Here is a 6106-nt window from a genome sequence, read left to right as displayed (position 1 = left end):
CGCGTTCCCCCCCCCCGGCCCAACCCATCAGCAAACCCCCCCCCCGAGGGGCGCGGGGTGCCGGTACAACCCCCCGCGATTGACCCCCACCATGCCGCTGTCCAGGCCCTCGGCGACGCGCAGCGCGCGATCGAGGTCGCGGGTGTAGACGTAGCTGACCAAACCGAATTCGGTGTCGTTGGCGGCGGCGAGCCCCTCGGCCTCGGTCTCGAAACCGACGATCGGGGCGACCGGCCCGAACACCTCCTCACGCAGGATCCTGGCGTGCGGCGGCACCTCGGTCAGGATGGTCGCGGGGTAGAACCAGCCGGGGCCGCCCGGCGCCTTGCCGCCCAGACGCACCTGCGCGCCCGCCGACACCGCGTCCTCGACGAGTTCGCTCACGATGTTCAGCTGGTCCTCGCTGATCAGCGGGCCGAGGGTGGTGCCTGGATCGGTGCCGGGACCGAGCGTGACGGTGCTCGACATGGTCTCGACGAACTTGGTGGTGAACTCCTCGAGCACGCCGCTCTGCACATGGAAACGGTTGGCCGCGGTGCATGCCTCGCCGCCGTTGCGCAGCTTCGCGAGCATCGCGCCCTGCACGGCCGCATCGACATCGGCATCGTCGAACACCACGAACGGCGCGTTGCCGCCGAGTTCCATCGAGGTGCGCAACAGTCCGTGGGCCGACTTCTCGATGAGCGTCTTACCGACCTCGGTCGATCCGGTGAAGGTGAGCTTGCGCAAGCGCGGATCATCGAGCAGCGGCTGCGTCACCGCGCCGGAACGGCTGGAGGTGATCACCGAGAGCACACCGTGCGGCAAACCGGCCTCGCTGCACAGCTTCGCGAGCAGCAGCATGGTCAGCGGGGTCGCGGAAGCGGGCTTGACGATCATCGTGCAACCCGCGGCGAGCGCGGGACCGATCTTGCGAGTCCCCATGGCCAGCGGGAAATTCCACGGCGTAATCGCCAGGCACGGTCCGACCGGCTGCTTGTGCACCATGATCCGGCCGGTGCCGGACGGCGCGTGCAGATAGCGCCCGTGCACGCGCACGGCCTCTTCGCTGAACCAGCGGAAGAACTCGGCGCCATAGCGCACCTCGTTGCGGCTCTCCGGCAGCGCCTTGCCCATTTCCAAGGTCATCAGCAGCGCGAATTCCTCGGCGCGTGCGGTGATCGCCTCGAACACCGCGCGCAGGATCTCACCGCGCTCCCGCGCCGAGGTGGCGGCCCAATCCGCCTGTGCCGCGTCGGCCGCGTCGAGCGCGCGCACCGCGTCCGCCGGCGTCGCGTCCGCGACGCGCGTCAACACCTCACCGGTGGCCGGATCGTGCACCTCGAAAGTGCCGCCCCCGGTGGCATCGACCGGCCCGCCGATCCACAACTGCGTCGGTACTGACTGAAGAAGTTCGCGTTCGGACACCATGTCGCCAGCCTATGCCGACCGATCGACCGATCACCGCAGAAATCTCCCTCGATCGAGCGGCTGCCGCGCCCGGCTCCGGTGGCCAAGCGCCCAACACCCGCCCAAGTTTCCGTACCTTCCCTGCGCGGCGGATCGAGGGCTTGTACCCTCGGCGAACGTGAGCAGCGACATCACCGCATCGGCGGCATGGGGGAAACTGCACGATCACCACGGCGCGGTCGCCGAGCGACACCTGCGTGAGTTCTTCGCCGAGGATCCGGCCCGTGGCCGTGAGCTGACCGTCCAGGTGGCAGACCTGCATATCGACTACAGCAAGCACCGCGTCACGCGGGAAACCCTTGACCTGCTGGTCGAATTGGCCCGCGAGGCGGGCGTCGTCGAGCGCCGGGACGCGATGTTCCGCGGCGCGCACATCAACACTTCGGAGAACCGGGCGGTCGAGCACATCGCGCTGCGCCTGCCCGCCGGTGAATCACTGATCGTGGACGGCGCCGACGCGGTCGCCGAGGTGCACGAGGTGCTGCGGCGGATGGGCGAATTCACCGACTCACTGCGCTCGGGCGCATGGCGCGGCGCGACCGGCGCACGGATCACCACGGTGGTCAATATCGGGATCGGCGGGTCGGATCTGGGACCCGAGATGGTCCATCGCGCGCTACGCCACTACGCCGACGCCGGGATCAGCGCGCGCTTCGTGTCGAATGTCGACCCCGCGGACTCTGTCGCGAAACTCGACGGCCTCGATCCGGCGACCACGCTGTTCATCGTTGCGTCCAAGACGTTCTCGACACTGGAGACCTTGACCAATGCCACCGCCGCGCGGCGCTGGCTGGTGGCGGCGCTCGGCGAGGACGCCGTCGCCAAGCACTTCGTCGCGGTGTCGACGAATGCCACGCGGGTCGCCGAGTTCGGCATCGATACCGCGAATATGTTCGGGTTCTGGGATTGGGTCGGCGGACGCTACTCGGTGGATTCCGCCATCGGCCTTTCGGTGATGGCGACGATCGGCAAGGAACGCTTCGGCGAGTTCCTCGCCGGCATGCACGCCGTCGACCAGCATTTCGCGACCGCCCCGCTCACGGCGAACGGTCCGGTGCTGCTCGGCCTGCTCGGCGTCTGGTACTCGAACTTCTTCGGCGCGGAATCCCGTGCGGTGCTGCCCTATTCGAACGACCTCGCGCGCTTTCCCGCCTACTTGCAGCAGCTGACCATGGAGTCCAACGGCAAGTCGGTGCGCGCCGACGGCACGCCCGTGACCACCTCGACCGGGGAAATCTTCTGGGGCGAACCGGGCACCAACGGCCAGCATGCCTTCTACCAGCTGCTGCACCAGGGCACCCGCCTGATCCCCGCGGACTTCATCGGATTCGCCCGTCCCACCGATGATCTGCCCACTCGCGACGGCACCGGCAGCATGCACGACATCCTGATGAGCAACCTGTTCGCCCAGACCAAGGTGCTCGCCTTCGGCAAGACCGCCGAGGAGATCGCCGCCGAAGGCACCGACCCGAAGGTGGTGCCGCACAAGGTGATGCCGGGCAACCGGCCGAGCACCAGCATCCTCGCCCCGCAACTGACTCCGTCGGTGGTCGGCCAGCTGATCGCCCTGTACGAACACCAGGTCTTCGTCGAGGGCACCATCTGGGGCATCGACAGCTTCGACCAGTGGGGCGTCGAATTGGGCAAACAGCAAGCCCTCGCGGTGGCGCCGCTGCTCACCTCTCCGGAAGAGCCCGAGCCCCAAGGGGATTCCTCCACCGACGCGCTGATCCGCTGGTATCGCGCCAACCGCTGACGGAGATCGCTCAGCGTGCCGTCTCGGAAACGTCAGTCATGCGGGGTGTTTCGCACGCCCGCGGCCTCCAATCGGCGGATAATGCCGGCGTTGACGACCGCGACAAGTATGCCGATCACGACGATATCGAAGGCCACCTGCACCATCGTCGCCACCCGGGCAGCCTGGCCGACGGCGCGCACGTCGCCGAAACCGACCGTGCCGAGGGTGACGATCGTGTAGTACAGCGCGTCGGTGCGGGTGCTGAGCCCCTCGAACTGGCCGGGGTTACGCAATTCGAGAATGTAGTAGAACAGCGCGAAGAACATCACCGCCGAACACAGCGCGAACAGCACGCCGTCGACCCGTCCACTCGTTGCGTCCGGATCCGCGATATAGCGACTGACCCGCTGCCAGCTCAGCCAGACCAACCCGACGACCCCTGCCATGAAGGCGAACAACCCGATGACCTTGGCGGGCCAGTTGTCGCTCAGCTCGAATCCGAGCGGTACGCAGTAGTAGAAGAGCAGTACACACACCATTGTCGCCGCGTTGCGCGCCGCGTGCGCGCGCCGCGAGATTCGCCGTGACTGCTTCATCGGTCCATGATCGGCCCCCATGTGCCGTCGAGCCGCAGCACTCGCCGAGCCGTTTCGACGCGGCCGATTGTCCGGGTATCGAGACCTCAGGCGTCCGCGGTGTAGTAGCGGCCCTCACGCTGACGGAGCACCAGATCAGCGCGCTGCCTCGTGCCCGCGATCAGGTCGGCATTCGGCAGATCGCTGTCGCGCACCTTGATTCGAGCGGCGTCGGCGCTGCGGCCACCGCGGATATGGCGGCGTATCAGGCGCTGTTCGATCACGTCCCGATGGACGTCCAAGTACCAGACTTCATCGAGCAGCGGACGCACCCGGCACCACGAGCTGGATTCGCGATCGTCCAGGAGCAGATAGTTGCCCTCGGTGATCGCGATCTCGTGCCCGGCGAAGACGACGCCCGCCTGCGTCGGTTCCTCGATGGCGCGGTCGAAGGTCGGCCATGGCACCGGCTCGCCGATCGGGGTATCGCGCAGGCGGCGCAGCGTGTCGAGGTAGCCGTCGACGTCGAAGGTATGCGGTTCGCCCTTGCGCTCGGCATCGCCCGTCGCGCGCAGCACCGCGTTCGGCAAATGGAAGCCGTCCATCGGCGCGATCTCGGCGATCAGCGCGCCCGCTCGGGTGTTCAGCTCATCCCGGATGGACTTGGACAGCGTGGACTTGCCCGCCCCCGGTGGCCCCGCGATGCCGAGCACATACCGACGGGCACACGCCGCCGCCCGTATCCGCAGGTGCTCGACGAGCGAGCGCACAGGCATTTCGACGGTAGTCCGCGTCATCGGAGCCACAGTACTCAGACTGCGCACCGCTGCCCCGAATTTGCCCCCGTGGCCGGTGAAGTCGGCTATCGAAGTCGATGCCGTACCTCGGCGGACAGCTCGGCCGCGCCATCGCGTAGCGCCTCGGTGAACATGCGCCGCGGCTCGGCGTCCCCGGCCTCGGATCGATAGACGACGACCGTGCCGCGCACCGCCGCGGGATGGTCGATGCGGACGAGTCCGATCGTCGGCGGAAGCACCGGCACCGCGATGCCGGGCACCACGGTGATGCCCATACCCGCCGCGACCAGACCGAGCTTGGCAAACCAGTCGCGTGCGACGAAGGCGATGTCGGGCTCCCAGGTGGCGTCGCCGAACGCACCGAGCAGGGTGCTGTTCGGCTCGGCGCTGCCCGCGATCCAGCGCTCACGGCGCAACTCCGCCGGCGTGACGCTGACCCGGTCCGCGAGAGCGTGGCCCGGCCCGACCGCGACAAGCAGCGGATCGTCGAGCAGCGATTCGACCGCGAGGTCGCCGGGCACGTTCGGTGTCGCGGTCACCACGGCCAGATCCAGCCGGCCCCTGGCGACGGCCACGAGCAGTCGCGGGCTGGTCCCCTCGCGCAGCGGCACCCGGGCCAGCCGTGCGGACGTGGCGGCAATGGCCCTTGGCACCAGCGCCGCCATCGCGGTCGAGAACGCGCCGACACGAAGCAGCGCCGGCGGACGCGCGACGAGCTCGTCGAGGTCGTGCCGGGCCGCGCCGATCCCGGCGAGCACCGTTTCCGCGTGCCGAAGGACGATCCGCCCCGCATCCGTCGGCCGAACCCCGCGCGCGTGTCGTTCGAACAACGTCTTGCCCGCCGCCTGCTCCATCAGGGCGATCTGCCTGGACACGGCCGACTGCGTGTAGCCGAGGTTCTCGGCGGCGGTCGAGAACGATCCGCATCGGCCCGCCTCACGAACCACGCGCAAGCCGATAATCGTGAACTCACCCATGCGATCTACTCATACCAAATATGCGAGACTCTCGCTTGTCGCATGCGTCAACACTGCATACCGTCGAATCCATGAGTGCAGCCGAAAACAAGAAACTGATCGAGCGCATGTTCGATCAGATGACACAGGGCAATACGCGGGCGATGAGTGACGCAATGGCCGACGACTTCCGCTGGACTTTCCCAGGGAACTGGTCATGGTCCGGCAGCTGGGAATCGAAAACCATTGTGCTGAAGGAACTTCTGCGCCCGCTGATGGCACAGTTCACCGAATATCGGAGCAGCGCCGATTTCCTCATCGCCGAAGACGACCGCGTCGTGGCACAGGTCCGCGGTCACGCGATCACAATTGGCGGCGAGCCGTACGAACAGACCTATTGCATGATTTTCCGACTCGCGGACGGTCGGCTCACCGAGCTGATCGAGCACTGCGACACCGCACTGGTCGAACGCGTACTCGAACGCCCCGCACGCGGCCGTCGTCAACAAGCGTGAGCTTCCCATAGGCGGTAAGACCGGCCCCCGCGCGGATCGATCACTTTTCCTAAACTCGGGTGGATGGCACAGCCAA

At 67.5% G+C, this 6106-nt stretch carries 6 protein-coding genes; 2 read left to right on the top strand and 4 right to left on the bottom strand.

Annotated elements, in window-relative coordinates:
- Positions 1-27: 27 nt before the first annotated feature.
- Positions 28-1410, bottom strand: a complete 1383-nt coding sequence (locus tag ACFU4Z_RS34080) for an NAD-dependent succinate-semialdehyde dehydrogenase (protein WP_379071791.1) — start codon at positions 1408-1410, stop codon at positions 28-30.
- A 157-nt stretch (positions 1411-1567) separates the two neighbouring features.
- Between ACFU4Z_RS34080 and pgi the strand changes: the two genes are divergently transcribed.
- Positions 1568-3205: a glucose-6-phosphate isomerase gene (gene pgi, locus ACFU4Z_RS34075; protein WP_379071789.1), complete on the top strand. Its 1638-nt coding sequence runs from the start codon at positions 1568-1570 to the stop codon at positions 3203-3205.
- 32 nt (positions 3206-3237) lie between these two features.
- Here pgi and ACFU4Z_RS34070 read toward each other — a convergent pair whose 3' ends face one another.
- The 3 genes from ACFU4Z_RS34070 to ACFU4Z_RS34060 form a co-directional block, all read right to left on the bottom strand.
- Entirely contained in the window at positions 3238-3783 is a 546-nt protein-coding gene (locus ACFU4Z_RS34070) for a potassium channel family protein (protein WP_379071786.1), read from the bottom strand.
- A gap of 86 nt (positions 3784-3869) precedes the next feature.
- Positions 3870-4559, bottom strand: a complete 690-nt coding sequence (locus ACFU4Z_RS34065; RefSeq protein ID WP_379071784.1) for a nucleoside/nucleotide kinase family protein — start codon at positions 4557-4559, stop codon at positions 3870-3872.
- Between the two features lie 65 nt (positions 4560-4624).
- Positions 4625-5536 (bottom strand): LysR family transcriptional regulator, encoded by a 912-nt coding sequence (locus ACFU4Z_RS34060; RefSeq protein ID WP_379071782.1) that lies wholly within the window; start codon positions 5534-5536, stop codon positions 4625-4627.
- Between the two features lie 71 nt (positions 5537-5607).
- Here ACFU4Z_RS34060 and ACFU4Z_RS34055 point away from each other — a divergent pair, with 71 nt between their 5' ends.
- Positions 5608-6030 carry a nuclear transport factor 2 family protein gene (locus ACFU4Z_RS34055; RefSeq protein ID WP_379071779.1) on the top strand — a complete coding sequence of 141 codons (423 nt, stop codon included), beginning with the start codon at positions 5608-5610 and terminating at the stop codon, positions 6028-6030.
- Positions 6031-6106 lie beyond the last annotated feature (76 nt).

This window comes from Nocardia sp. NPDC057440, assembly GCF_042802915.1.
In the GTDB taxonomy this organism is placed as follows: Bacteria; Actinomycetota; Actinomycetes; order Mycobacteriales; family Mycobacteriaceae; genus Nocardia.
The sequence above is the reverse complement of the archived record's forward strand: the minus strand, read 5'-3'. Positions and strand labels throughout refer to the sequence as shown.